Source organism: Sphingobacteriales bacterium (assembly GCA_016719635.1).
Taxonomy (GTDB): domain Bacteria; phylum Bacteroidota; class Bacteroidia; order Chitinophagales; family JADIYW01; genus JADJSS01.
This window is the reverse complement of record JADJYT010000002.1, coordinates 1-24906: the sequence shown is the minus strand read 5'-3', so window position 1 is coordinate 24906 and position 24906 is coordinate 1. Positions and strand designations below refer to the sequence as shown.

Annotated in this window: 32 protein-coding genes and 1 pseudogene; all 33 read right to left on the bottom strand. The window is 33.1% G+C overall.

Features of this window, described 5'->3' with window-relative positions; genetic code table 11:
• Positions 1-174: 174 nt before the first annotated feature.
• Positions 175-609, bottom strand: coding sequence for a hypothetical protein (locus IPM95_04330; GenBank protein MBK9328541.1), 435 nt, complete (start codon positions 607-609; stop codon positions 175-177).
• A 132-nt stretch (positions 610-741) separates the two neighbouring features.
• Positions 742-1653: a helix-turn-helix transcriptional regulator gene (locus tag IPM95_04325; protein ID MBK9328540.1), complete on the bottom strand. Its 912-nt coding sequence runs from the start codon at positions 1651-1653 to the stop codon at positions 742-744.
• 27 nt (positions 1654-1680) lie between these two features.
• Positions 1681-2814, bottom strand: coding sequence for an aldo/keto reductase (locus IPM95_04320; GenBank protein MBK9328539.1), 1134 nt, complete (start codon positions 2812-2814; stop codon positions 1681-1683).
• Positions 2815-2818: 4 nt separating this feature from the next.
• Positions 2819-3670 carry an aldo/keto reductase gene (locus tag IPM95_04315; GenBank protein ID MBK9328538.1) on the bottom strand — a complete coding sequence of 284 codons (852 nt, stop codon included), beginning with the start codon at positions 3668-3670 and terminating at the stop codon, positions 2819-2821.
• A gap of 281 nt (positions 3671-3951) precedes the next feature.
• Positions 3952-4410 carry a hypothetical protein gene (locus tag IPM95_04310; GenBank protein MBK9328537.1) on the bottom strand — a complete coding sequence of 153 codons (459 nt, stop codon included), beginning with the start codon at positions 4408-4410 and terminating at the stop codon, positions 3952-3954.
• Between the two features lie 98 nt (positions 4411-4508).
• Positions 4509-4760, bottom strand: coding sequence for a hypothetical protein (locus IPM95_04305; protein MBK9328536.1), 252 nt, complete (start codon positions 4758-4760; stop codon positions 4509-4511).
• Positions 4761-4892: 132 nt separating this feature from the next.
• Positions 4893-5567, bottom strand: a complete 675-nt coding sequence (locus IPM95_04300) for a ParB N-terminal domain-containing protein (protein MBK9328535.1) — start codon at positions 5565-5567, stop codon at positions 4893-4895.
• Positions 5568-5950: 383 nt separating this feature from the next.
• The gene (locus IPM95_04295) at positions 5951-6223 is read right to left on the bottom strand and encodes a hypothetical protein (protein ID MBK9328534.1); all 273 of its coding nucleotides are present in this window, start codon (positions 6221-6223) and stop codon (positions 5951-5953) included.
• A gap of 214 nt (positions 6224-6437) precedes the next feature.
• On the bottom strand, positions 6438-8936 hold the full coding sequence (locus IPM95_04290; protein MBK9328533.1) for a Helicase associated domain protein: 2499 nt from the start codon (positions 8934-8936) through the stop codon (positions 6438-6440).
• A gap of 46 nt (positions 8937-8982) precedes the next feature.
• On the bottom strand, positions 8983-9300 hold the full coding sequence (locus IPM95_04285) for a restriction endonuclease (GenBank protein MBK9328532.1): 318 nt from the start codon (positions 9298-9300) through the stop codon (positions 8983-8985).
• A 269-nt stretch (positions 9301-9569) separates the two neighbouring features.
• Positions 9570-10352: a leucine-rich repeat domain-containing protein gene (locus IPM95_04280; protein ID MBK9328531.1), complete on the bottom strand. Its 783-nt coding sequence runs from the start codon at positions 10350-10352 to the stop codon at positions 9570-9572.
• 158 nt (positions 10353-10510) lie between these two features.
• The gene (locus IPM95_04275) at positions 10511-11233 is read right to left on the bottom strand and encodes a hypothetical protein (GenBank protein MBK9328530.1); all 723 of its coding nucleotides are present in this window, start codon (positions 11231-11233) and stop codon (positions 10511-10513) included.
• Positions 11234-11259: 26 nt separating this feature from the next.
• On the bottom strand, positions 11260-12084 hold the full coding sequence (locus IPM95_04270) for a hypothetical protein (protein ID MBK9328529.1): 825 nt from the start codon (positions 12082-12084) through the stop codon (positions 11260-11262).
• Positions 12085-12173: 89 nt separating this feature from the next.
• A complete protein-coding gene (locus IPM95_04265; protein MBK9328528.1) occupies positions 12174-12551 on the bottom strand; it encodes a hypothetical protein in 378 nt (125 codons plus the stop codon).
• Positions 12523-12978: a hypothetical protein gene (locus tag IPM95_04260; GenBank protein MBK9328527.1), complete on the bottom strand. Its 456-nt coding sequence runs from the start codon at positions 12976-12978 to the stop codon at positions 12523-12525. The genes IPM95_04265 and IPM95_04260 overlap by 29 nt, the downstream gene beginning before the upstream one ends.
• A 158-nt stretch (positions 12979-13136) precedes the next feature.
• Complete coding sequence (locus IPM95_04255; GenBank protein ID MBK9328526.1) at positions 13137-13616, bottom strand: hypothetical protein; 480 nt, start codon at positions 13614-13616, stop codon at positions 13137-13139.
• A gap of 156 nt (positions 13617-13772) precedes the next feature.
• Entirely contained in the window at positions 13773-14270 is a 498-nt protein-coding gene (locus IPM95_04250) for a hypothetical protein (protein ID MBK9328525.1), read from the bottom strand.
• Positions 14271-14395: 125 nt separating this feature from the next.
• Entirely contained in the window at positions 14396-14752 is a 357-nt protein-coding gene (locus IPM95_04245) for a hypothetical protein (GenBank protein MBK9328524.1), read from the bottom strand.
• Positions 14753-15138: 386 nt separating this feature from the next.
• Positions 15139-15894, bottom strand: coding sequence for a Mov34/MPN/PAD-1 family protein (locus IPM95_04240; GenBank protein ID MBK9328523.1), 756 nt, complete (start codon positions 15892-15894; stop codon positions 15139-15141).
• Positions 15857-16372 carry a ThiF family adenylyltransferase gene (locus IPM95_04235; protein ID MBK9328522.1) on the bottom strand — a complete coding sequence of 172 codons (516 nt, stop codon included), beginning with the start codon at positions 16370-16372 and terminating at the stop codon, positions 15857-15859. Before IPM95_04235 ends, IPM95_04240 begins: the two co-directional genes overlap by 38 nt.
• Positions 16291-16725, bottom strand: coding sequence for a hypothetical protein (locus tag IPM95_04230; protein MBK9328521.1), 435 nt, complete (start codon positions 16723-16725; stop codon positions 16291-16293). The genes IPM95_04235 and IPM95_04230 overlap by 82 nt, the downstream gene beginning before the upstream one ends.
• A gap of 107 nt (positions 16726-16832) precedes the next feature.
• Entirely contained in the window at positions 16833-17216 is a 384-nt protein-coding gene (locus IPM95_04225) for a hypothetical protein (GenBank protein MBK9328520.1), read from the bottom strand.
• On the bottom strand, positions 17209-17418 hold the full coding sequence (locus IPM95_04220) for a hypothetical protein (GenBank protein ID MBK9328519.1): 210 nt from the start codon (positions 17416-17418) through the stop codon (positions 17209-17211). Before IPM95_04220 ends, IPM95_04225 begins: the two co-directional genes overlap by 8 nt.
• A gap of 85 nt (positions 17419-17503) precedes the next feature.
• Positions 17504-17689 carry a hypothetical protein gene (locus IPM95_04215; GenBank protein MBK9328518.1) on the bottom strand — a complete coding sequence of 62 codons (186 nt, stop codon included), beginning with the start codon at positions 17687-17689 and terminating at the stop codon, positions 17504-17506.
• 32 nt (positions 17690-17721) lie between these two features.
• A complete protein-coding gene (locus IPM95_04210; GenBank protein MBK9328517.1) occupies positions 17722-17940 on the bottom strand; it encodes a hypothetical protein in 219 nt (72 codons plus the stop codon).
• A 217-nt stretch (positions 17941-18157) separates the two neighbouring features.
• The gene (locus tag IPM95_04205; protein MBK9328516.1) at positions 18158-18736 is read right to left on the bottom strand and encodes a cytochrome b/b6 domain-containing protein; all 579 of its coding nucleotides are present in this window, start codon (positions 18734-18736) and stop codon (positions 18158-18160) included.
• Positions 18737-18910: 174 nt separating this feature from the next.
• Complete coding sequence (locus IPM95_04200) at positions 18911-19510, bottom strand: hypothetical protein (GenBank protein ID MBK9328515.1); 600 nt, start codon at positions 19508-19510, stop codon at positions 18911-18913.
• A 380-nt stretch (positions 19511-19890) separates the two neighbouring features.
• Positions 19891-20028 (bottom strand): hypothetical protein, encoded by a 138-nt coding sequence (locus IPM95_04195; protein ID MBK9328514.1) that lies wholly within the window; start codon positions 20026-20028, stop codon positions 19891-19893.
• Between the two features lie 194 nt (positions 20029-20222).
• A pseudogene (locus IPM95_04190) lies at positions 20223-21141 on the bottom strand (restriction endonuclease).
• A complete protein-coding gene (locus IPM95_04185; GenBank protein MBK9328513.1) occupies positions 21138-21674 on the bottom strand; it encodes a hypothetical protein in 537 nt (178 codons plus the stop codon). The pseudogene IPM95_04190 and the gene IPM95_04185 overlap by 4 nt, the downstream one beginning before the upstream one ends.
• A 230-nt stretch (positions 21675-21904) precedes the next feature.
• Positions 21905-22138 (bottom strand): hypothetical protein, encoded by a 234-nt coding sequence (locus tag IPM95_04180; protein MBK9328512.1) that lies wholly within the window; start codon positions 22136-22138, stop codon positions 21905-21907.
• 1320 nt (positions 22139-23458) lie between these two features.
• Positions 23459-24124, bottom strand: a complete 666-nt coding sequence (locus IPM95_04175; protein ID MBK9328511.1) for an HNH endonuclease — start codon at positions 24122-24124, stop codon at positions 23459-23461.
• Positions 24125-24505: 381 nt separating this feature from the next.
• Positions 24506-24826: a hypothetical protein gene (locus tag IPM95_04170; protein MBK9328510.1), complete on the bottom strand. Its 321-nt coding sequence runs from the start codon at positions 24824-24826 to the stop codon at positions 24506-24508.
• Positions 24827-24906 lie beyond the last annotated feature (80 nt).

Below are 24906 nucleotides of genomic sequence, written 5' to 3'. Positions count from 1 at the left end.
TGGAACACTCGTCTAACGAAACGTTAAAATAAAGATACTATGTTTCTAGGCATTTGCAAAATGAAAATATGTTTCGCGGAGCGACCTTGAAATTTGCAAATGCTTTGATGTCGCCCGCATAAGTTTTAGGTGCTGTTATAGGGCGTTTTTTTCTTTGACGGTTAGTTTCACTTATCAAAACCCTATTTTATGTTTCAACCAAAATGTCAATGGGTATTCATTTAATGAAATAATAACTTGTAAGTCATCATTGTCGACAGAATCGCTGTCTAAGTATTGATGTCCGCTAACTACACTCATTCTCAAACCTGTAATTTTTTCTCTAAATACTCCCCATTTTTCTTTTGTTACTTTCCACTCATATGTCGTTGGCTTAGTTTGTCTAAGACCAACATTGTCTTTGTCATTATATGCTTTTAATTGCAATTTAAATTTATTGTCAAGGCTTGTCAAATTTGAAAAGTCAAATTCAGTAAGTCCGCCAGCCAATTTCAAGAATAGGTCTTCAAGTTCTAATAGGCCATTGATGTCCACAGAAATAAGTATGGAGTCTTCACCTTTGAAGTTCTCAAAATGTCCGATACGTATTTGTCCTTTTTGTGTTGTCATTAAAATGCCCTATAACGTTTTGCAGCTACTGGAAGTTTTTTGCTAAGTCCAATTTACGCATTTGAGCGCTAACCCGCAAAAAATTACCAGTAGGTGCTGTTAGCGGTAGTGCTTCTTTTTTGTCCGCTGTAGTTAATTAAATGATTGTTTAAATTCTAATGGTGTTAAGTCGGTTTTCTTTTTGAATAATTTGTTGAACGATTGAGGAAATTCAAAGCCCAATTGATACGCAATTTCACTTACTGAAAGGTTTGAAGTAGATAACAATTCTTTGGCTTTTTCTATCAATTTTTCGTGAATGTGTTGTTGTGCTGTTAGTCCAGTCAAGTTTTTCAGTAAGTCGCTTAAATAAGTTGGTGATAAATTAAGTTTATCTGCAACATATTGAACGGTTGGTAATTGTGTGGGTTCAGCTTCAAAATAGTTGTTCAAAATTTCTTCCATTTGAGATAAAGTATCATTGCTGATATTTTTTCTTGTAAGAAATTGTCTGTTGTAATATCTGTCGATATGTACTAAAAGCAATTCAATATTTGCAATCAAAACATCTTGGCTAAATTGGTCGGTGTTGTTTTGACATTCTTGCTCTATAGATTTAAATAGGTTCAAAATTATTTGCTCTTCTTTGTCGGATAGAAATAATGCTTTGTTATTGCTATAGGAGAAAAAACCGTAATTATGAATAATCTTTGCTAACGAATAACCTTGCACAAAATCGGGATGAAACAGAAGTTTGTAACCTGTCAATTGTATTTTTTCTAATTTTTCGATACTGATAACTTGTTTTGGTGCTGTAACAACCAAAACGCCATCATCAAAATCAAATTCGGTTTGTCCGTAAATTAGTTTTGAATTCATTCCTTTTTTGATGGAAATGGTATATAAATTATTGGCATAATGTTTCCAAAAATCTTCGCTTTTGAAAAAATCAATTTCTGCTAAATTTACTACACTTACCAACGGATGTAATGGTTTTGCCAACCCACATAATTGGTGATATTGACTTACCGATCTTACTTGATTGATATTATTTTCTTTACTCATTTTATAAATTCAATTTCCAAATTTACTTTATTTTTTCAAAGGTGCTTCCACGCCCGAAATGGCTTGTACATAAGGTGGAAATCTTTCTCCAAAAATTTGAATGGTGCTTAATTCATCGTTAAACGCTTTCCATTCTGTTGAAGATAATTTCACATTTTCGCCACCGATATTGTCCATCAAATGTGCCATTTGTGTAGTGCCTGGAATTGGTACAATCCAAGGTTTTTGAGCCAACAACCAAGCCAGCGAAATTTGAGCCATTGATACTTCCTTTGCTTCACTCCACTTTTTTACAAGTTGAACCAAAGGCATATTTTTAGCAATATTTTCGGGTGTAAAGCGTGTGGTTAAACCTCTAAAATCGCCTTGAGCAAAACGAGTGTTTTCGTCAATTGCACCTGCCAAAAACCCAACACCAAGCGGACTCCAAGGAACAAAACCGATTCCTAATTCTTCACACATTGGAATGATTTTTTCTTCTGCTCCACGCCACAAAAGCGAATATTCGTTTTGAACGGCTGAAACAGGATGCTCCTTGTGTGCTCTTCTAATGGTATGTTCGCCAGCTTCCGAAAGTCCGTAATACAATATTTTACCTTCTTTTATCAAATCTTTTATTGCTCCAACTACATCTTCAATCGGCACATTTGGGTCAACTCTGTGCTGATATAATAAATCAATTCTGTCGGTACGAAGTCGCTTCAACATTGCTTCTACAACCTTTTTAATATGTTCGGGTTGGCTGTTTAATTTACCAGTTCGTTTTCCGTTTTCATCAATATCGAAACCATATTTAGATTCTATCACAATTTTATCTCTGAAGGAAGAAGTTGCTTCGCCCAATATTTTTTCGCTTTCAAAAGGTCCATAGGCTTCAGCTGTGTCAAATAATGTAACACCATTTTCATACGCTTTTTGAATGATGTTGTGCATTTCTTTTCGGTTCGGAATCGTGGTTTGATAAGTTCGCCACATATTTTGTACGCCCAAACCAATAGCAGAAACTTCTAACTTTCCTAATTTTCGTTTATCGGATAAAATAGGTTGAACATCATTTTCTTTATTTTCAGTTTTTGCAACTTGTGCAAAACCGTTCAAAGGAAGCAAAGCACTACCTGCAATTGCCAATCCTGCTGTTTTTAAAATATCTCTTCTGTTCATAATGTTAGTTGTTTAATTTTCTTTCGCTAATCCATTTTACCATATTTGGGTCTCTATGGTCAAAAAATAAACTTGTTTTATTGTCTAACGTTGAGATGGTTTGCATTTCAGTTTCAGAAAGTTCAAAATCAAAAATATTGAAATTTTCTGCCATTCTTTCTTTGCGAACTGATTTTGGAATGGCGATAATATTTCTTTGAACGAGCCAACGAAGAATAACTTGTGCTACCGATTTTTTATTTTTTTCGGCAATATTTTTTAGTGTTTCGTTATTGAAAATATCATTTTTTCCTTCGGCAAAAGGTCCCCAAGATTGGGTTTGAACATTGTTGTCTATTAAAAATTGATGACTTTCAATTTGCTGATGAAAAGGATGCGTTTCAATTTGATTAACAGCAGGTGTAAACCCACTATTAATAATCAAGTCAATAACTCTATCTGGATGAAAATTTGCAACACCAATAGCTTTTATTTTTCCTTCGTGATACAACTCTTGCATTGCTTTCCAAGAACCAAAAACATCTCCATAAGGTTGATGAATAAGATATAAATCAAAATAGTCTAATTGCAGTTTATTTAAAGACTTTTGAAAAGCTAATTTTGTTTTTTCGTAGCCCATATCTTCCGCCCATAATTTGGTTGTAATAAAAAGCTCTTGTCTTGCAACTCCACTTTTTTTGATAGCGTTACCAACTGCTTTTTCATTTTGATAAGAAGCTGCGGTGTCAATTAGTCTGTAACCTGTTTCGATAGCATCAAGAACCGCTTGTTCACATTCTTTTTCGTCAGGGATTTGGAAAACCCCGAAACCTAAAATTGGCATTTCTATACCGTTGTTTAATTTTACTTTTTGCATTTTTTATTTGTTTTAAAATTGATAATGCAAATGTCAAACAACTACTTTTTTAATAAGTGTCCAAAATAGGGAATGTTGTATCCAAAATTTATTTTCAATTGTTGTCTGTCATTGTGTTTCCGTGTCGGTGGTCGCATTACCGCTAACGTTTTGGGGCTTTGCGTTCGGGTGGGTTTCGGAGCAAAAAACTGTCAACCAGCACTGCACCTGAGTAGAAGCACAAAGCTCCAAGTTTGCACGTCACCCCGCCTGACGCAAAACCCGTGTTAGTGGCGTTTTTATCAAAATTGTCTTGGTAAAAGTGCAGTCCATTGTCTGCTGTTTCCGTTAGTGTCAATGTAATTGTAACCGTCTTTCCAGAATATTGGCATAGTGTTATTTGGTATTGTAAAATAAAAAGCCAACATAAGCCCAAGGTCGAAATCAAAAGAACCTGGTCTTTTGAGTAATTCATTAACAGCTTTGATTTTCGCCTTTTCTTTATTTGTAAATAATCGAGATTGTTCTGAGTAGTGCTGATGCATTTCTGTCAACATTATGCCTGATAAAACTTTGAAGTGAGTATTTTCCGTCACGTTTTCTATCCCTTTAGGAGTGGCACATAAACTAAACAGATAAGGAATATGACTTGGTTTGATAATTTGATTTATTTTATTCTGAATAAAGTCAACTGATTGAGTTCCTGTCCCTATAATGTCCTCCACAAATATTATAGTGCTGCCTTCAGGAAGTGAATTCAATTCCCATGTCTTTTTTATTTTTTTTTGATTTACCTCTATCGTATGTGAAAAGTCATAAAGAATTATGTCGCCACTTTTGCCCGCATTTCCAAATCCAGTTATAAAACAGTTTTCTTGAGAAAAACATTTTCATTATCATAGACAACTTGTCGAATTGCGGATCGGATTTTAGGAGCAGTATAGATTTCAAAATTGTCGAGGATTTTTAAAACTAATGACCAAGGTAGTCCAGTTTGATTTTTCCAATGAATAATTGAATTGTGCCTGTAGCCTTGATAGGCAGCAAGTTTTGTCTCTAAGCTTTTGCCATTTTTCCAAAGGAAATATAATTTGTCTATTATCTCTTTCATATTAGTCAATCTCCTCCAATAATTCTTTTAAAGTTTTTTGCAAAAGCTGTAGCTGAATTACATAAGAGTAATCACTGATTAAATCTGAGTTTATGTCCTTTAGTGTGGTGTTTAAATAGCTAACGTATTTAATTACATTATTCCTAGTGCGGTCTTCTTGATTTCAGGAGTAACGAATACTTCCAAGCCCTTGTGGTTATTTTCAATAAATTCTTTGACCTTATCTGCGAATTCTCCTAATTGTCCAATTTTTTCAAAATAGCCCAATGATTTTCTGATTTCGCGAAATTCCTTAACATCATAAAATGTTTTTTGCTCTAAAAATTTAGTAATCATTTTATCAACTAAATTTTCAGTTCCATCTGGATATTGAAATTCGGGAATGCTACTTAATTTATGGGCAATAGGAAATAACTCAATAAAAAAGTCGGTAGATATTTTACCACCCTTTTCCATTAATACATCTCTATATTTCTTGGGATACCATAGTAGTGTTTTACACCTTCTAATCATTGATCTACTCACACCAGTAAAATCCGCTAAAATACTTTCTTGATCTGTTCCGATTTTTTCAATTACAGTTTCAAGTTTAAGTGCTGTCGGAAATAGTGCCCATTCCTTTCTAAAGTGGTGAATGTTGAACATATATAAAATGTTCTGAGTATCATCGGATGGCTCATCAATGATATTCGCTGGAATTGTTTCCATATTCAATTCTTGAGCACATCTCCATCGTCTTTCTCCATCAAGAAGGATATATGGTGTTTTTGGATGACTTTTAGTATTTCTATATACCGTTACAGGCACTAGAATGTTAACTTTTGCTATAGATTTTTAATTCATTTAAATCTTCTGGGTCGAAAATTAGTCGTGGATTAAACGGATTTGGTGAAATGTCGGACACCTTAATATTAAAAAGGGTTCGATTTTCTGTCGGTTTTATGTTTTCGTTCATTTAAGTATTTTTTGTCGTCTTAAAATTGCCACTAACGTTTTGGCGCTTGGCGAAGAAGCGGATTTCGAAGCACTAAACTGTCTGCTAGCACTAAACTTGATACGAAGCACAAAGCTTCATTTAAGCACTGAACCCGCTTTTTTGCCAAACGCCTGTTACCTGCTGTGCTTTTTTTTCTGTTCATTACCATTAAACTAGTCGTCCACAGCAAGTTTGTCTGTTGAGCCTATTTTGTTTAAAACTGTTTGTTCAAATTATGATATTCAATTTTTGCCATATAAGGGAAGTAAGGCAAGATTTCTATAAGTTCTTTTGTTCTTACTTCATCAACATTCTGAAATATTAAAACAGCATCTTTTTTGGCTACTGAAATAAAAAAGCTTTCCAAAATATTTTCTTGTTTCCATTGATTTACGAATTCCATTTCCTTTTTTGGCAACTCCGGATTTGATTTTATTGTCTCAATTCCGCTGTCTGATAGAGTGATTAAAACTAATATTCTGTTCATTTTGTCTTGATTTATTTTTTTTTATTAAAGTTATAATTATTCGATTGATTTTGTAGTCGTCTAGCATTGCAGGTAACGTTTTCGGGCTTGGCGAAGGTGGCGATTTTCACCACAAATGTTGATGCGGAGAACCAAACTTTGATTAACTACAAATGTGTCTGCGGAGCACTGAACCGCCACTTTTGTCAAACCCGTGTTACCGGCTGGCATACTTCTATTTTCCATGTGTAAAGCTTCGTTTGATTACAATTGTTTCAATGTCGCAGCCATGGTCAAGCAGTATTTTCTTTCTGTCATCTGTCGTGCCATTTCGTGCAAGTCTTTCAATCCAAGTAAAAATAGTATTTCGAGTTTTGAAATGAAATTCGCCATTTTCAGTTTTATATTTTGGCAATTCTTTAGCGTTGTTTACGAATCGCATGTCATTTTTAGGTTGAGTCGAACTTTTTAGCTTTTGAACTGTCCATTTAAAATTAATTGAGTTTAGTTTTTCAATTTGTTCGGGCAATAGTAAATGCTTTTTTAACCGTTGTGTTTTGCACCATTGAAAAAGTGTCTGATTTATACTCTGCTTAAATTCGCATTTACCAGTTTCCTGAAATATTTTATTTAGCTCATTAAAATAGTCCTCCCAACTGTTTTCTCTTGATGCCCAAGTCCAACCAAGAGATTCTAATTTTTCAATTTCTCCAGGTTCAAAATATTTCTTACTGTTTTGTTTTCTCCTTCCACCTTTATTTTCATGATAATAGTTTCTTAATTTATTCACGACCTGTAAGAAAAATGTTCTGTCTGTTTTGATTAAGTGATGAAATTCAACAACACCAAAAGCAGGATTCTTTTTGTGTTCTTCTTCAAGTCGTTCAATTGCAATTGCAGCTATTCTTTTTTTAAATGCGTCATTAATTCCTATTAACTGTAAGTATTCGAACATAGGAATTATCTGACCGTTGTATTCGTATGTGAAAAATTCTTGATTGTTTTTGTAGTCAGTAAGTAGTTTCGGTTTTAAGCTATGATGAAACCAAACAGAAAGTTCTTTCGACCAAAATTTCTTTTCATTCTCGCTTTTAGGTTCTCGCTTTGGAACACTACACGTTTGATGCTCATTATAATAATCTTCGAGCATTTTTACGTTCTTTCGATTTATAGCAAGCCTGTCCAATGGACCCATTTTTCTATCCTCACCCCAATCGAAATTGAGTGAATCCAATCTTTCAATTTGCTTAGGTGATAAGCGTTTCTTTTTTCTCCTTTGTTCACTCACCCAATATCCAATATTATCCCCTTTGAACTTTTCATCATGTTTTGGACTAACATGTTTATGGAGATTAAGATATTCTGTTAGGAGATTAAACCAAATTTCCCAAGTGTTTAGTTTTTCACCAATTGAATCAAGTAATTCAACAATTTCCTTTGTCTCATCGGTTACATCAAACTCAGGAATGTTATCAATTACACCATCTTCTTGTAGCTCATTTTGTTCTTTAGTTTTTGCTTCATTTAAATCACGAAGAAAATTATTGGCTTTGATGCTGCTAAAATTATTGACAAGGTCAAAAATTATTGGGTTTTCATTACCAACTTGTAAGCACCTTCCAATTTGCTGATAGAAAATTATTGGAGATTCAGTTGGTCTCAAAAGAATTACGCCATCTACACTTTCAATATGAATTCCTTCATTAAGCATATCAACGGCAAACAACAATGATATGTTTTCGGAATTTTCGTCCTGAAACAATTTAATTATTTCCTTGTTCTTGCTTACTTTTTGCTTAGAGTGAATTCTGTATTTGGAACGATTTTTAAAACCTGCCTTTTGAAACCATCCTTCTACTTCGATTTCCATTTTGTCTAAGTGGTCTATTCCTTCACAAAAGACTAAAAACTTCTTATGCGGAACTGTAGCGAGATGTTTTTTTAAAATAATGGGAACTCCATTGCTTTTTTCCCAGTCTAAACCCTTTTGAAGAAGTTCATTTTTTAAGGCATTTTTTTCCTCTTCTGATAATCTTGATTTTTGTAAATCTGATAATAGGTAGTTTATCTCTTCATCAATTGAAATTAATGAAGCAATGTACTTTGGGTTCGGTAAAATTCTTTTTACAATGGCTTGTGGAAGTGTTAGTTCGTTCGCTTTATTTCCATAAAATATTTCTTCGCTCATGTCGCGTTTCCCGTCAAGAAAACGAATTGGTGTCGCGGAAGTGCCTAAAATAAATGCGTCAGGATTTATTTGGAGCATTTTTTCAATTTTCTGTTCCCACTTCTTAGCACCAATCCTGTGGAATTCGTCAAGGATTATTAAGTCGGCTTTTAAACTATTTATATTCTCGTCACTAAATTTTTGACGATTATGATAAAGAAATGAATCTACTGTGTCGTCAATTAACCAGCCGTAATCGGGGTTTTCTTTAAACTGATTATTGATTGCTTTAGATGGAGTGATAAGTATTTTTCGTTTTTTGTAACAGTCAGACATTGCTTTAAAAATGATGTAGCTTTTGCCTGTGCCAGTAGCTTCAATTATAGAAACACGTTTGTTGTTTTTCCAAAGCTCGATAGCCCTTTCGTAAGTCGTTTTATTGTGTGAATGTAAACCAACATCTGGTGCCTCATGTCTGTCCTTGTTGTAGTTGTCGAGTAAGGTCTCAATATGTTCCCATGTTTCCAATCGCAAATTGTATTTTTCATAATGATATGCGTCTTGCACAAATCCATTAATTGAAATTAGTCGGTATTGGTTGCAGTTGTATAATTTACTTGCTTCTGAAATGAATTGATTTAATTCTCCTTGTGTGTCCTTTTTTGGTGAGTTTGGTTTTGTGGTTCTTTGCCTGAATAATGAATTTGGCTTTTGTGGGCTCACTTGGGTGTCTTACTACAATGTCGGCACCTTTGTCGTTGCGATTTCCTTTTACTTCTGTCAGCCAACCATTGCCCCTGTATAATTCAGCTATGAAAAGCTCAAATGCTTTACCCTTTTCGGTCTCAGGTAATTCATCCAAATAAGATTTAAGCCCAATGCGGTTATTGGTGTCAATTAAACTTTCTATGTCCTGTAAAAAACTGTTCATTCAATGTTCGTCAGGTTGATGTTAGCAGTGTCCTCAATGCTTGCCGGTAACGTTCCGCAAATTGCCGTTGTTGCCGATCTACGGAGCGAAAAATTGTCTGCCAATTAGAAACAAATATATGAAAACAATTTTCAAAATCAAGAAGGAGCCGGCAATAAAGGCAATTTGCTGTTAGCCACAGTAGCTTTTAATAATACTTTCAGCCTCGATTTTATATTCGTCATATTTCTTCTCGAATTGTTCAATCTTATCTTTTGAATTTTTGTCACTTAGGTTAATAATTCTTGTTCCTTTCCTAAAAAATAAACCGATTTGTCTTTGTTAATATAGTATTTTTCTAGTTTTGTATTGCTAAAGTTACATCGTTCTTTGTCAGAAATAGCTACCTCAAGAAATGCAAATTCTCTAGTAGATAAAGTCGACATTCCTGCTTTAAACCGTTTGAAATTTTTCAACTTTAGTATAGGTAAAAGTGCTGGATAGTCTGTTTTGTTCACAATAAAACCTAATGCTAATACCTCTAAATTTTCTAACCCTTCAAGAAAATTAAAATTGTCAATTGGTTGGCTCCAATCAAGTGTTCCGTCAATATGTAAATACCGCAAACTGCTTATTCCTTTTAGCCCCTCAAAATTTGAAACCCTACGAAGATTTTCAAAATGTAATGATTTTATTTTTGTCAACTTTTGAAAAGGAGATAGGTCAGAAAAACCTGATACATATTCAAAAACGACTTCTTCAAGATTCTCCAGATTAGCAATAAATTCAATGTCTTTTGCACGGAAGAAACTTAGTCTTAGTCTTTTTATTTGTCCTAACTTTTGTATTTCCTCAACCTGTTCCTTACTCGGGTCGTTTAAAGTTATCTCCTCAATGCTCGGGCAATCAAAAACTTGATTCCAATGCTTGTCTTGCTTGGAGATGGTTAAAACTTTTACATCGTTTTTGTTTTTGATGTCTTTGTCAGCCGAAAATGAATAGCGTTCAATATTTGGGATGATTGTCCAATAGTCAACCGTACGGTCTAATAAGTCTGCAAAATGGTGTTTCATTGTCTATTTGCTATTGTGGCTAACGGTTTGCAGCTACCCGAAGGTGGCGATTTCGAAGCGCTTCACTGTCAACCAAGCACAAACTTTGATAGAAGCACAAAGCTTGATTTAACCGCTGAACCGCCACTTTTGGGTAGGTGCTGTTATGGCCAGTTATTCTAGTTGTATTCATTCTCAATCGTCTGTTTACTTGTCGCACTTTTCATTATTATGTCAAATTGTTTTACTAGTGACTGCTCAAGTTTTTTTGTAAAATAAATTTCAGTTGAATCAAGATTCAAGTCTTTGAATTCCTGTTCTTCCATTCTTTTTAAATAATCTAGAAATTCTTTAGCTCTTTTAATTCTTAATTCTATTCTAGACATAAAGTCACGTGAATAATATAAATCCAATTCTTTACCTGCAGATTTTACTAAAGAGTTAGCGATCGACTCATCGTAGATACCGCAATCAAGACAAACTAGGTCTATATATGCAAAGTTGAATGCTAAATACTCATAAATATAGTTACCTAATGAAGTGATTTTAATTTGATTTACTTTGTCAGAAAATGTTTCAAGTCTGTTATTAGCTTCAATTATTCCTTTTTCTAAGAATAGTGATAAAGTTTTTTCGCAATCTAATTTCGAATCAAATTTTAACTCAAATTGATATGTTAAGTATTTCACATCGATGAAACCTCCACTTCCTTTGTCGCCCATCCTATTATGAAGTATATGAAGAATTCTTAAGCCTGTAAAGTGTGAGCTATCATTATCATTTCTTAATTGATATAAATTGGGGATTTTGGACTTACGTTCATCGTAAAAAAATCTCTCTGGAATCATCATCGGTTTAACAACTTGATGTACTTGAAAACTCCAATTGGGATGAGGTGCCATCTCATTTATGTTTGTATAGCCTGATGTTATAAAGCCCTTAAAAACTCTAACGCTTGGCGAACGTCACCGTGTGTTCCGTGGCGGAGGAAAAAACTTAAAGGTGACTTGCTCTTAAAAAGTTGATTTTTGCATATGTTTAAAAATGCAACCAATGTATTCAACTCAGATGTTGATTTTATGCCGAAATCAGATTCCAAATCAACTGTAAATTTTAAGATATCTAGTATATAATCAATACGTTTAATAATTACAGAAGGAATTACAGGAGATGATAAATGAAAACCTGGACTTTGATAAGCATCAAGAACACCTCTAGAGCTGGCTTCATAGTATCTTTCCTCTCTCATTGAGACAATCACTAAACAAGCTAGTTTTTCAGAAATTTCCCCTGCGGTTAAAAAGCAAACATCCTGAAGTTCAGGTGGGAGTTGGTCAACATTATCGATGAATATTACAAGTGCCTTATTTTTTGCCTTTTGTCTTAAACTTAATTTTTCACAAAATAGTTTTGTGTTGTCTATGTGTTCAAGAAGAAATTGTCGAGTGAGGTCTTGATATTTTTCACTTTTCTCATCTAATCCATCTAATATTTGCTTCTTATATATTTCATATTCGGTTTTGAAAAGCTCTAAAATGGATTCTTTACTGCCAGACTTAATTTTTTCTAAATCTATCTTTAGAAGAACTTGCTCCCAAATTTCCTTTGTTAATTCTTCCTTTGTTTGGGAAGAATACAATAAACCTACTAAGGCAACTTGCGAGTGAGTTTTAATTTCTTTAGGTAGTTTTTGATACAAAAATCTTTTTAGAAAGGTCGATTTTCCAGCACCTCTTCCCCCAAATAATATCAATACATTATTTAGTTTTTGTTTACGAACTAATTCAGATATTTTAATTCCAAATGCGCCTGCATTTCCATCATCACTAAAATCTTTAAACCCTAGATTTTGAAATACGGTGTCAAAGAATCATATAAAAAACCTTGAACATCTTTTTGTAATGTGTCATATTTACTCTTGTTACTTACGTAGCATTTGTCCATAAAATCAATATCATCCTCTGGAATCGGCCCAAGAAATTTATTTGAAATTGTCTTTAATGAACCTGCATATTTGTTATTGTCAACAGGGGTGTCAAATGCGGTAATATTGTTCTTAGGGAAAAACACTTCATTGTAAATCTTTTTTGCAACTCCGATACTATTATTCAAAGAGTCGTTCTCTGTTACGCTAGTGTATCCAAGTAAATTAACAGCAGTAGTATAATTTTCAATAAAATAATCTATGTCTTTAATTACGTACGCAAAAGTTTTTTCCACGGCTTAATATTTGAATTAATTCTAAAATTATCCAGCATTTACCATTGCAGGCTATAGCATAATTGCAAAATAGGTCTTCAGCATATTCTTTAACTTGATAAATTGCTTTTTTAATTTCTTCGTCCGTGATTAACTTTTCGACAAGTACTTTTTCAAAATTTTTACCTTGATTTAGTGTAACTGGAAGTTCAAAATATATTTCATTCTTCTTGCTTTCTAATATCACAATAGGCTTGTCATTTTTCCCTTTGAAAACATAGTCAGCTCGGTTGCCATTAATATATTTTTCGGTCGTAATAATTTCTTTTGGCCATTTAAGTACATCAACCAAAATGGTGTCTATGATTTTAAATCTAGTGTCCGACTCATTTAAGTCTGCGTTTTTATAGTCAGCAGCTAGTTTTTTTAATATGTCAATTTCGTTCATAGTTGTCGTTTTTATAATTGGCCATAACGGCTGAAAATTGGCGTTGGTTGTGCATGTTTGCACGAACTTAAACTAACCTTCAAACTAAATTTATTACATATTATTTGCTTTTCCAAGTGAGCCACAACTAACGCCAATTTTTTGTTAGTGCCAGTTTATTAATTTATATTAGTTTTATCACCTAATTCAGTTTCGGCAATTATTTTATAAGTAGTGATTAATGGTTGTTCTTTTTCGTTATAAGTTAATGCTTTTTTTAAGGACGTTAAAGCCAATTCATCAAATCCAGGAGCATACTCGATATATTGTTCCCATATATCTGGTATTTCAAACGATATTGTTAAAGTATCAATATCATTTCCATTTTGTTTTTCTAACCCTGAAAAATAAATTATACCGTTTGTAGCGTCGATATAAGCAAGGATTTCTTTGCTTTTAAAAGTATGTTCATTTTGTATTTTAGAATAAACTTGAGCCAAATCAGATGTTAATGCTTTTTCATTTTTAGCTTTTGATATAGCTGTTAATAAGTCTGGCGTTTCAAATTTCCATTTCATTGTTGTGTAGTTTTTATTATTAGAGTGATTTATGTTATCACAAGTTACTAAAGTAATAATACAGAATAATAGTTTTATCATATTAAAGGTCATTTTTAAATTGGCACTAACGGTTGAAAATTGGCGTTGGTTGTGCGTGTTTGAACGAACCGTAACTAACCTTCAAACTAAATTTATTACATATTATTTGCTTTTCCAAATGAACCACAACTGACGTCAATTTTTTGTTATGTGTTGTTATTTTTTTTCATTTAATCGATTATTTAGTTCCATTGCTCTATCATAATTTAAGTCTGCAATAGTTCCATACGCGATTTCTCTTTCTAGTTGTGGCGTAATACCAGTTTCTTCAAAAATTCTATCTACAGGTTTCCATAAGCTGTCAGTTAATTGTTTTTTCTTTGAATTCCATTCTTGTTGTTCAATAACTAATTGTTTACTTAATTCTGGCTTAGCAACAATTAATTCTTTATAGATTAATTCTAAGATGCTGTCAGTATCGAACATATATTGTCTATCAGTTAGCATCATATGTTCTCCAGTGTCAAGTTTTTTTTGCATCTTTTTCTTTAATTGGATTAAATCTTCTTTGTGATTTTTAGAAGATTCATTGCAGCTTAATAAAGCTGTAAGAGAAAGTAATATTGCGATATGAATTTTCACTGTCCTGAAAAAATAAAATACATAACGGTTGAAAATTGGCGATGGTTGTGCGTGTTTAGCACCAACTATCATTTATTTACAAATGTAATTTATTACACAAAACTTCAATTACCAAATCTACCACAACTATTGCCAATTTTTGTTATAGCCTGCTTTTCTTTCTCTCATCTTTGTATTAGTTGTTGTGAATATTATATTTATTTTGATAAACTTGTCTTACATGTAGGATAAAGAAATACCGTTCCTTGTCCAACAGTTTGTGAATTTGTCATTAGTATGAATTTGCACTCATTTCTTGAAAGCCAATATCTTACATTTGTGCTGTCAACCAAACAATAGCTTAAGTCGAAAGCTGGTCTGTGTTTATGGATGCTGCTTTTAATTTCTTTTTCTACCATTTTTTTATTCAGTGTCAAAAATAAAAACGGTCGATTTGTTGGCAAGTCAGTAGTTTTATATGTTAGTATAGGGTCGTCAATTTCTTTAAATCGTTTTTCTTTACGAGGAACTTCAATTGTCCGATTATTAAGAACTTCTTCAATCTCTTCTTTCAAATATGGCACACTTTCATTTCCACGAATTAAAATTACGCTGTCCCATTCAAAATCTGTAACAGTTGCAAGGTCAAAAGTGTCAGCACCGTTTTTAATTACGTTTATCTGTCCTTGGTCAATTTTTTCATAGAAGCGTCTTTCAAAATTGTCTCAACCTGTCAAGATAGTAAATGCGGTCAATGTTAATAAGTCTTTTGTTGGTCTCAAGTTTTGTCGTATTTTAAAATGGGCTATAACGTTTTGCAGCTACCCGAAGGTGGCGATTTCGGAGCACTTCACTGTCAACCAAGCTGAAACTTTGATAGATGCACAAAGCTTGATTTAACCACTGAACCGCCACTTTTGGGTAGGTGCTGTTATGGGCTGGCGTTCTGTCTGTCATATAGTTACTGTCTTTCAAATTTATATAGTTTGTTCTTGTCGAAAACGTAAAAACCTGGCTCGAAATAGTTGTCACCGAAACTTACAATTAATAGTATTGGATTTTTTATATTTACTGTCTTTGAGTTTGCAACATCCTTTATTGAGTTGAAGTCTGGTTGACTATAATGGTTCGAGCCATTTGGATGGCTGTGCCAGTCGCCAACATATATTACTTTGTTATTAAACTGTTCGTAGTATTCTTTTGTAAGCAAATTCAATTCTTTGTGGTCTGGTTCAAATTTTGTCGGACTACTCTTGTATTTTTCAGGAACAATAATGTCTGATATTACTAAGTCTATGTAGCTGTTTAGATAACTTCCCATTAAAATTCCACCAAATTCGTTGGGATAATGTAAACGTGAATATTGCTCAATAGTATCAAGAACTGAACTTTCAATTGTAATATTGAGATTTAGGTCTTTTTGGTAGAACTTTACATCTTCAGATAAACCGATATAGTCTTTGTCAATGAAGCTATAAAAACTTCTTGGCATTTCATTATTCTCATAAAATGAATTGAATTTTCTTATTGTAAAATTAAGTAGCTGATTAATATCAAAGTTTGATGCTTCAAAAGTCGGATGCCAACAACCTGTTCCTTCTCTAAATTCTGGTTCTGTGAAGGTGCCAAATGAATAAAGCATTTGATTTCTCCGTTCAATGATATTTGAATTGTCAGAGTTAGTAACAAATATCATTTCTCGGGCTTTGTTTGACATTGAAATATAACAAACTAGGTTGCTTAATTTCATATCGGTCAACATTTGTATTATTTCTATTATTAGCTGTACAGTCAATAATGATGTCGTATTTGGATAACTTTTCCAAGGTATCCTTGAAAATATCTGCTTTGGGTGAAGTCGCTTTTAAATCATTGTAAATATTGACTTCAACAAACGGAGAGATGTTTTCAAGTTTCTGTTTAAGTTGAGCAGATTTTGCAAATGAAACTTCTGTAAAATCAAACGCACTTCTACAAATATTTCCGGGTTCAACTATATCTATGTCTGCCAAATCAATTCTTTTTAAGCCTGCTCTTACTAATATTTCAGATAATGAACTACCAACTGCTCCATTTCCTATTACTAAAACTTTGCTTTCAGCAAGAACGTTATTTATTGACCCCCGACCAAAATATCTTGTGTATGATGAATTATATGTGTTGTCCCAAACAATTTCTTTTGAATATCTTTCAATTGATGATGAGCTTTTCTTGAGAAGTCATAGCGAGGAATTAGCACTAAATCCCAATGAACTTCATAATCATTTTGATTGGGAATTCTATAGCCAACAGCCAATAATATATTTTCATCCAAACCCCTTGGGTAGAGTTTGTAATTAGCAGAACTGCTACAAAAGTCTCTGAAAAATTTATTAAATCCACTTGGAAGATTTTTTGCTAAATCTATCCAACTATTAAACCGATGTTTCTTATGATGAACAGGTTCATTCTCAAGAAATACCCAAACCCCAATAAACCTTTCCTTCCCTTTTAAATCTTTAGACCAATTATATTCTTCATTGCCAATACCTTGAGCAATAGCTGTCAACTGTGTTATTTTGTTTTTCTCATTTCGATGAAAACCAACAACCGAATATTTGAATTGACCATAAGGAATATCAAAGCGTGAGCTTTGATATTTTTCTTCTTGGAAAATTAATGAAATAAGTCCTTTGCATCAAATGCAGAGTATTCATAATGTTCATCAATCTTATTTTTTTCATAGTAGTCCAAAATGTAGGACTTTAACTTTGAAATTTCAAGATTTAGTCTTGTATTAATGTGATTTACAAAATTGGTATTTAGGCAGAGTGAACCATCAAAATTTTGATGCGGAAGTCCTTCAAAATCTTTTGTGATAAATTTTATGTCACCTAATGGATATACTTCGGGAATATGAACATTAAAATGTAATTCCTTAAACAAAACTTCCCCTTCATATTTTTTGTTTTCCTTGTTGTAAACAAAGGATTTTTTCAGCTGGAAATTTTCAAGGTTACCAAAGTAGTCATTGTAAAATGCTAAGTCGGATTTATTCATTTGCGTAGCTTCTTGGTGGTGCTTCAGAAACAGCTGGTGCATCTTGCTTTAGTCCATATTGACTTTGTTGTTCTTTTGCTCTTTGTTCGTTTAATAATTTTTCTCTTGCTGCTTTCTCTTGTTGTGCTTTTGCTTTTGCTTCTTTTGTTTGTTTCTCTTTTTCTTCAAGTTCCTTTTTATGTCTTTCTTCTTGATTTTTCATCAAGATTTGAAGTCTGTAAGCAGCTAATTTTTCAGGTGTTAATGCATCTTTGTGTTCTTTTCAATTAACGCAAGTTCTGCTCTCTTTATTTCGGGATTTTCAATGTCTTTAAAGAAATTAAAACTTTTATAAAGCAATCATTAAACTCGGATAATTTTTTACTGACTGAAACGGGGTCTATTGTTTCATCGTTTGTAATAGCGTTAAATGACCAATTATAACTACCTGACTTTGCAATAATATCGTCAATTATGTAGAATTTATAATGCATAAAGTCTCCTTCTCTGGCTCTTCACTTCCTTTTTATTTACTACTCCACCAAGAGAAATTAATTTTGAAAAGCTCAAATCGAATTATGTTCAGTTCATTGCTTGAAACAATGACTTTTACATCTCTTCCTCTTTTTTTTGCATCAATAAGTTCATTGATTAAAAAAGTGTCTGTCAACCAAGATACCGCAACTTTTATAGATTGTTTTGCATTTCTTAGGTCATTTGATATTTCTGTTTGAATATTATTCATTGTCTTGATTTTTAATTGTTCAAATTTATCATTTTAACTGTTTGTCTGTTCGTGTCGTGTCGTTTACGCTTGCCCATAACGTTTTGCGTGTATGAGAAGTAGCGGATTAAAAAGCACTTCACTTTCAGTTTGGTACTGACTTTTATTAAAAGCACTGACCTTTGATTTAGCACTGAACCCGCTATTTCTTATACACGCTGTTGTGCGTTCGTACTTTCTATTTTTCAATTTTTTTCCCACTTATTATTCTTGAGATAATACCTTTCTGATTAGTGAATTCTGCCATTAAGACACCTCCTAAATGTATCCCAATAAATGCTACTAAATAGTAGATGCCCAAAACGTGAATTTCTTCCATTGGTTTTTTTAGTTCTTTTGGTCCTAATTCGATGATAAGTCCTGTTACCAAAGAAATTAAAACACAGATATAAAATATTAGATAAGTCCATTTTTGAAATTTCTCCTTTACAGTTAGGTTTTTAGTAAAAGGATTTTGAAACTTCATTTGCCCTAATGTCGGAAGTATGATGCGAATACTAAATAATCCAACCAATACATATCCGATATAAATATGCCAATCCCACATTGGTTGTCGAATTTTTTTGGCTAAGACAATTAGTTGCTCTTGAGATAATGTCTGGTCGGTACCGCTCAAATAATCTTGAATAATGGCTGCAACATTAAACTTATTCAACCACGTCAATCTCAAAAAGATAGTCAATAGTAATAAAGTAAATGATATTGCTATCGTCCAATGAATTATTCGATATACTTTAGAATAATTTGTCTGTTCCATATTGTCTTGTATTAAGTTATTAAATTCTCTTGTCTGTTTTTGTATGACGCACAACGTTTTGCAGATTTGCGATGGGCGGGATTTTTACCACTGAACTTTATGCGGAGCACAAAACTTTCGGCTACCACTAAACTGTCTGCGGAGCACGAAACCCCGCCTATTGCAAATGTGCTGTTACCAGCCGTTTTTTCTTTCCACGTCATATTTGTATGGGTTTTCAGAGTCAAGTTGTCCGTTGTGATAAATTAAAAATTCAGCGTGTTTGTTGTCAAGTTTAATTGTCTCAATTTTAGTAATTCCTAATAAACAAAGGTCGCCAATATGAAAAACTTGTTTGTCAAAAATTCCGAACCTTGTTTGTGTAATATTGATAATTTCTCCACAAGCTAAAAATCCGCCTGTCGTAACTGATATTCTATTGTTTTCGTCAAGTTGGCGTTCATATACCAGTTGCCCGAGAATGAGTGTCAACCCGCCTACCACTAATAATGGTGTCAATAGAAAAGCAGTCAATATTTTCCTTCTTGTGTTTTTAAATAAAGTAAAAAATAGGATTGTCGAAATAATAAATGTCCAAGTAATTATCGAAAAGGTGTAAAGTCCTTTTAAACTGTAGCCATTAAGTCCATAAATTCCGAATGTCAAAAATAAAATTGTCGCTGCGATTAATATTCTAACTATTACTTTTTCCACTTTCGGAAAAGCCGTCTTGGTCAGAAGTGGAATGCAATTCAGTCCAATTATTAGTCCTATGAATATTATTATCGCTGTCATTTGTGTGTCGTTCTAAAATGGCTGGTAACGTTCTGAAAATTGGCGTTGGTTGTGCGTGTTTAGCACATACCAATTTCAACTTTCAAACTAAATTTATAATATATTCTTTGCTTTTCCAAGTGAGCCACAACTAACGCCAATTTTATGTTATGTGCCGTATTATTTTCTTTGCCATAATAAAAATTGTTCGTCTCCAGCTGACGACATTGATTTTATAACATTTTCAAAATTAAAGTTTTCATATTTTGATACCTTGTCATAAACGGTTTCACATCCTTTAGTGCCTTGTGGTAACAAACACCCACTATTTTCTCCAATTAATGCTAACCATACATCAGGAGCAAAAGGTCCCGCACTTGTATTTATGAATCTAATTTCATTTATATCCTTCCAAGAAATTTGTTCTGTTTTGCGTTGGGATGTTCTACTTTTACAAATTCATCTGTAATTGTAATTATAAAATCATCTTCTGGATTTTTAGGTTTTGATTTTCCGAATATTTTGTCAAAGAAACCCATAGTTTTTAATTTTTTATTCAGTAAGGTTTTAGTGTCCGAATATGGCACTTTTTACGGGCCTTGACGGGTGGGATTTTTTTAACCCAAATGTTGATGCGGAAGGCAATGTTTGATTAACCACAAATGTGTTCTGGAGAACTGAACCGCCACTTTGCCAAACCAGTTATCGGTTCGGCTTTGTCTTGTCGTTAAGGTTACTCTTCGCCAAAGTAGTCACTGTCAATTTTTTTAAGTTTCGTAAATTTGTTGTGTCGTGCAACCAAGATTGTAGTCAATCATTAGTTGAGCCAGTTGTTCACCGTCAATAAGAACAATTTTAGTTTCGTTTTTCGGAGTATAGTCCAACGCTTCTTTTGTAAAATTTGATGTTGTAATGAAGATGCCTTTTTTGGCTCCTTGTCCAGCCAAAGCACCAACAAACTTGTGAAGTTCTGGTCGTCCAACTACGTTGCCAGGTTTCCACCTTTTGGCTTGAATGTAGATAATGTCAAGCCCTAATTTGTCTTCCTTTATTGTTCCGTCTATACCTTCATCACCGCTTTTTCCAATTGCCTTTCCTGCGTCTTTTATTGAACCACCGTAACCCATTTTTACTAATAGTTCAACTACAAGTCGTTCAAAGAATGTCGGTGAGAGGTCAACTACATTTTGAAGTAATTCGGATGCCAATGATTTTCTAATTCGTTGATATGCTTTATCAAGATTTTCTTCAGGTGTCTGTTCACTAACTGCAATTACAGTTGTTTCTTCTTCTGTTTCATTGTCCTTACGTGAAGCATTTTGAAACTCTAAAAAAGCTGGAAACTGTCTTAAATATTTAGCGTCAACTCGGTCAGGATTTTTCTTTAAAGTGTCAAGCCCAATTTGAGTAATTACAAATGTCGCACGTTTTGGAGAGTCGAGAAGTCCAGCTTTTTTTAAATATGTTTTTGCCCAACCAACTCTGTTGTCAAAAATTGCTTGGTTACCACTTGCTAAAAGTTCTTTCCGCTCTTCGTCTGTTACTTGAAATTCGATTGCCAATTTTTCAATTAGGTCTCTGTATTTGTGTTCCTGTTTGTCTGAAACAAGTTTAAGTAAAGGAAGCATTAAGGATTGATAGTCTGGTATCATATTTTGTCTGTTTTATAGGGAAACTCATTTTTACACTTGTTCCAAAAAGTCTCACCGTCTATTTCGGTTAAATGGTCTTTGAAAAAATCAACTGTTTCATTTCTCATTGTTTCTATTGCTTCAATAAACTTGTCAAAGAAAATCAAATGAGGTTCTTGTGCTGAACGACCTTTATTCATTGCAAAAAAAATGTCGCTTGGGTGATAATGGAAATTACAACCGCCCGGACAATTTCCTATGAATTTTGGGTATCGTGTCAAACTTTTAAAATTATTGTAGTAAGGTTTGAAGTGAGAAAAGCAAACCATATCTGTCAGAACAGTAAAAAAGAGTGCTACTCCAAAATATTCTTGTCCATCCTTGTCAAGAAATTTTAAGTGGTCAAACGAAGGTGTTAATCGTTCATACTGAATTGAAAATGTCAATTTGTTTTGATTGTCTTCGTGAAACCTACTTTCATCAGGAATTGTCGAGAAAAACGAATTTATGTCGTCTCGAAATTTTGAATTGTAGTATGTTTTGAAGTCTGTCATTATGTTTTACTGTCGTCTTTTAAGCTGACCGATAACGGTTTTGGCTTTGCGTTCGGTGTGGAATAGAAAGCACTAAAGTTCAAATTTAGTACAAAAGCTAATAGAAAGTACAAATGTTCAGCCTAGTACAAAAGCCACACTGACGCAAAACCAATGTTGGCAGTAGTGCTTCTTTTATGTTGTCAGTTTATATATTAAAATCATCGGAATTACATTAATAAATAATAAGGTTAAATTTTTATTTGATTCTTGTCTGTCTGTGCTTTAAGTAATCTATAAGCCCAAATCAAAAGTCCCAAATAGTAAATTGTTACAAAAAATAAAGGAATTAACAAAAGTCCCATAAACATTGTATCACAGGTTGCTGTTGCAATATTATACCAAGTCCAAAAGACTAAAATGTTTGAAATACTTACTAATACAAGGTTTGTATATGGAAATATTTGTTCTTGAATTGGCTTCATTAGTCGTTAGGTTTGGTGTTGAGAAACTTTAATAACTTTTCCATCTTTAAATTCAATGTCAGTACATCTGGGTCAATTCCGAATAATTGTGGTCTGTAACCTAAATAGTAATTCACAAGTCATTATTTTCTAAATTTTCTTCGTCTCCAAGTATTAGTTTAACTTCTGCTTTGGTTTTTCCGATTAGCATTTTGCTTTCAATTATTTCTTCTGAAAGTTCATATCTTTTTTTTTATCGCCAAGCCATTTTTGTTTGTCAAAGTCGTTTGAAGGGTAGTAGCTAATACTAAATATCCAGAGCATTACAAGTCCAACATAAATTATTGGTGTTGCAATTAGAGTTGCTGTCCAAGTTGCAATGTTTTGTTTCTTTTTGTCTTCAATGTACTTTCTAAATATCCAACGCCAAACGAAAAATGTAGGAATTGCTAAAATTAATATAATGAAATAACTTCAATGCTTTCCTCCAAAAGTTCAGGTATGTATAAAAAGTTTTGTCATTCTACTTTTCCATGAATGTTATTAGTTTGTGGTCTCTCGTAGCATTACTGCCAACGGTTGAAAATTGGCGTTGGTTGTGCGTGTTTAGCACTAACCGAAATCAACCTTCAAACTAAATTTATTATTTATTATTTGCTTTTCCAAATGAGCCACAACTAACGCCAATTTTTTGTTATAAGCAGCTCTTTTGTGCATATTCATTTGGTCGATTAATTTGGTTGTTTATTTCCTTTGTTATTTCGTTAAGCATCATTTTATGTCTAATTATTGCAATCAACCAGTTCATTCCACCTAACCATAAGAAGCAAAGTATTCCAACCCAAACTTGTTGAGAAAATATCGCAATAAATGTAGACATAATTGTCACCGCTATAAAGAGATGATACATATAAAATTCATAAGTCAATATATATCTATCTCCTTTGTCAATAATATTAAAACTCCTTTTCTATAGGAACAAGAATATTGATGTTCCACCTGTCTTTGAAAAATTTAGACTTAAAAGTCAACTTATCGTCTTCGATAATTATTTCGTCACCTGTTTTATTCGTTATAAAGGCTTCTATAAATTTAAATGTTTCTTCTTTTCTATCAATGGAAAAATGATTGTTAAGTCGAGCTGAATATTTAATTGAAAATGGAAATGTCATTGTTTACTTTGCTGTCGTTAGAGTTGCTTATAACGTTTTGCAGATTTGCGATGGGCGGGATTTTTACCACTGAACTTTATGCGGAGCACAAAACTTTTTGCTACCACTGAACTGTCTGCGGAGCACGAAACCCCGCCTATTGCAAATGTGCTGTTAGCTGATGTTTTTTTCATTCTGTTTCGATTTGAAAGGGCTTTCCGTTCAACTGTCCTTGTAATAAATTTTCCTTTTGCACGTCTATTTTTAAAACACCGTAGTCAAATTCTTTATGATGATTTGGACATAAAACGATTATGTTTCCAAGAACACTTTGTCCGCCTTGATTAACTGGTTTTATATGAGCAACTTCAACATAATTAGTTCCGTCAGCTGTCATTACTAACGAGTCGCAATCTGGAAACTGACATTTATATTTATTTACTTTTTTGAATAGGTCAACAATTTGTTTGTCCTTACGCAAAGTCTGCTCAACTTCTGCCATTCTTTTCTCTGGACTAACATTTTGCATTTTTTCGTTAAGTCGCTTTAGTGCAAGTTTTAAGTCGTCCGCAATGTTTGGAACATTTGTATTTGTCGGAATGTCGAGTTTGGTTTGGTCTGCCAATGAAATTAAGGTCGAACAGAAAACGTGTTTGTCAATATTTTGAAAACCAATACCAAAATTCCCACAAAAATTTCTAAAGTTTGTAAAGTTGTCAAGGTCATTTAGTAAAATAGGTTTCTGAAAGTCAAAACCAGTCCCGTTTACGTTGTAATATTTATTTTGGTCTTTTGTAAAGTCGTCAATTCTAAAGTATGACCACAAATAATATTTTTGATTTTTCTGTCTTGCCAACGATTAAAAACAAAACTGTCAACTGCTTTTTCTACAAGTTTTTTCGAAGTGTAAAACTGTGCTTCATATTTAACGCTGTTGTCAAGCGTCAACAAGTCAATGCTGGTTTTGAAGTCAGTTTTAGGTGTCGGATAATTACCTAATCTGTCTGCGTTATGGTATTGTATGTAGTGTTGGTGTGTCGTCATAAAATATCAGCTAACGGTTGAAAATTGGCGATGGTTGTGCATGTTTAGCACAAACTAGCACTTATTTACAAATTAAATATAATATACAAAACTTAATTTACCAAATCTACCACAACTATTGCCAATTTTTTGTTATGAGCAGGTTTCTATTCTTCAAGCGAAATGAGAGAGTACACTATATAAACAAATATTTTTACCATATTTTAGGTATATAAATAAATCCTAGTAATAAAAATAGATAAACAAAGAATTCAAAATAATCAAAGCCATTAAAAATACCAAAGAATGCATACCCACCTTCAAATCGATAAATAGAATAACCTTGTGGATCATAATAATATCCATTTTTATCAGGTTTTGAATTAAAGTATTTTACAATTGGAGTTGTAATAGGCCAAAAACTTTTTGTTGTTTTATCATAAAATGGACGACTGTATTCATCACCTCTAGAAGTGAAAATATTTATTGTTTTATAACCAAACATTTCAGATCCATAAGGGCCATTATTTTCCACAATAGGATATCCTTTTCTGATAGTTCCATTAAAGGGTGCTTTATTGCACAATAACGCAAATAGTCCAATTATAACATAAA